This window comes from Trichococcus sp., from assembly GCF_049589555.1.
Lineage (GTDB): Bacteria > Bacillota > Bacilli > Lactobacillales > Aerococcaceae > Trichococcus.
The window spans coordinates 1-2637 of record NZ_JBAWAZ010000301.1; the positions used below are offsets into that span (position 1 = coordinate 1).

General features: G+C 50.0%; 2 protein-coding genes. Both read right to left on the reverse strand.

Going from position 1 to position 2637, the window contains the following annotated elements; genetic code table 11:
• Positions 1-206: hypothetical protein (locus WBV27_RS10570; RefSeq protein ID WP_424201890.1), on the reverse strand; the 206-nt coding region annotated here is incomplete at its 3' end.
• 45 nt (positions 207-251) lie between these two features.
• The coding region (gene mgtA, locus WBV27_RS10575; protein WP_424201892.1) for a magnesium-translocating P-type ATPase at positions 252-2637 on the reverse strand (2386 nt) is incomplete at its 5' end.

Consider the following 2637-nt stretch of genomic DNA (forward strand, 5'->3'; position numbering starts at 1 on the left):
AAGATGCCCAGGAATATCGTGTACTGGACCGGTTTCTGCTGCTGTTGCGCCAGTACGATTCCGATGACTGCGGGGACCGCCAACGCCAAGTAGACTTTCCCCGCGACCGCTACCTGCGTTGCTTTGGCATACCTGACAAGCAAAAAGATGGTGATCAAAAGTAAACTGTTTACTATCCCGAGCAAAAAATAAAAATTTTCGAACATGCTCATCCCACCTCCCTGATTGCACCGCACTGGAAGCCGCTCTGCTTATTTGACGGCTTTCTTGGATTCCGACTTCGCCTTTGTTTTATAAAAATAATATTTTGCGATTTCCGTGACGATCACGTACAGGCCTAGGATAAGGAACAAAGCCAGCAAAAGCAGCGGCTGGATCGGCTCAATGCCAAGGTATTGATGGAACGGCAGGTACGGGATCATCAAAGTGATGATCCCCACAACGATCGATGAATACAGCAGGATTGGGGCGGGTTTGCTCCTATAGAACCGCTTATGTGTACGCATAACCAACAACACAAGCAATTCCGTGAGCACTGAAAAAGTGAACCAGCTGCTCTGAAATAGTCCGTGCTTGGCATCAAATCCGATGAACAAGAGGGCAAATGTCAGATAGTCAAAAACCGAACTGACAAACCCGAAGACAAACATAAAATCACGGATGAAGTGGATATCCCATCTGAGCGGTTTTTCCACTGTTTCATTATCCACACTATCGTTGGCGATGGTTATCGCAGGAAAATCGCTCAAAAAATTGATCAATAGAATTTGTTTGGGGAGCAGCGGCAGGAACGGCAGGAATAAGGATGCCCCCGCCATACTGAACATATTGCCGAAATTGGCGCTGGTAGTGACTTGGATGTATTTGAGCGTGTTGGCAAAGGTTGTCCTTCCCATCACAATACCACGGCTCAGTACTTCCAGATTTTTTTCCATCAATACGAAATCAGCGGATTCCTTGGCCACATCAACGGCATTGTCCACTGATAGGCTGACGTCTGCCGCATGCAGCGCCGGCACATCGTTGATGCCATCGCCCATATAGCCCACCACATGATTTTTCTTTTTCAGGGCGAGGATAATCCGCTCCTTCTGGTTGGGATCCACTTCTGCAAAGACCGTAGTGGCTTCGATTTTAGCCCACAAGGCTTCGTCGCTCAGCCTCATCAGTTCCGATCCGGTCAGTACGCCCGAGACGTTCAGGCCTACCGCCTTGGCAGTGTGTAAGGCGATCAACTTATTGTCCCCAGTGATTATTCGCAGACTGACCCCTTTACGCGCCAAGTCTGAAATGGTCTGCGAAACATCCGCTTTCGGATGGTCAAACAGGAGCAGAAAGCCCATCAGCACCATTTCCTTTTCGTCTTCAACTGTATATTTTCCCTGCATGGTCACCATTTTTTGGGCGACCGCGATGATGCGGATTCCTTGACCGCTCCACTCTTCGTAGTGTTTCTGGATGCCGGACAAGATTTCTTCATTCATTGCGCTTTCTGAGCCAGCCATTTCAACCCGCGTGCAGATGGAGAGGATGCTGTTCAAGGCCCCTTTCACGATCAGCATGCACTGTCCGTCTTCCTCAACAATGACGCTCAGTCGTTCCCGGTTGAAATCAAAAGGGATTTCCCCTTGCTTTTTAACGGCACTGACATCCACAACTTTGGATGCACTGATTGCCTCGTCCAGCGTATTTGCCATACCTGTCTGAAGGCTTGCATTCAAATACGCAAGCCGGAACACTTCATCGGAGGGCTGGCCTGTTACATCGGCCGCGCCATCAAGACGGATGGCACCCTCCGTCAAGGTTCCGGTTTTATCGGTGCAAAGGATATCCATGCTGCCAAAATTTTCGATTGCGGTCAACCGGCGGACGATGACCCCCTCCTTCGCCATGATGCGGGATCCTTTCGAAAGGGTGATGCTGATGATTGCCGGCAAAAGCTGCGGCGTGATCCCAACTGCAAGGGCAACCGAGAAAAGCAGGGCTTCGATGGCTGGCCTGTTCATGATGACGTTGATTGCGAAAACCACAAGGGTTAGGACAAGCATGATTTCAGTCAATAAATAGCCGAATCGCCGCACGCCGCGTTCAAATTCTGTTTCCGGCGGACGCAAAGATAGTTTGTCAGCGATCTGGCCGAATTCAGTATTTGCTCCCGTTTCCACCACCAACATCGTGGCGTTTCCACTTTGAACACTTGTACCCGTGTAAACACAGTTAGTGCGTTCTTCCAGGCTGGCATCCTCACCGACTTTATCCGGTTTCTTTTCGGATGGCTGGGATTCTCCGGTGAGGATGGACTGGTTGACGAATAAATTCGAGCTATTCAGAATAACCCCGTCCGCAACAATGAGGCTGCCGGTAGAAAGTTTGATGATATCGCCCGGCACTACCTCTTTTGATGCAATCTCGATGGGCTTACCATCGCGAAGGACAACGGACTTAGCTTGCACTTTCGCCCGGAGTTCCGCTATGACATTGCCCGCGGTATATTCCTGATAAAAGCTGAGAGTCGCGCTCGCCAAGACGATGGCCAAGATGATCATCGCATCAATCCACTCCCCTGTTGCAGCCGAAATTCCGGTTGCAACAAGCAGTATGAGGATGATTGGATTTTTGAACTGGCTGAGGAAGGCC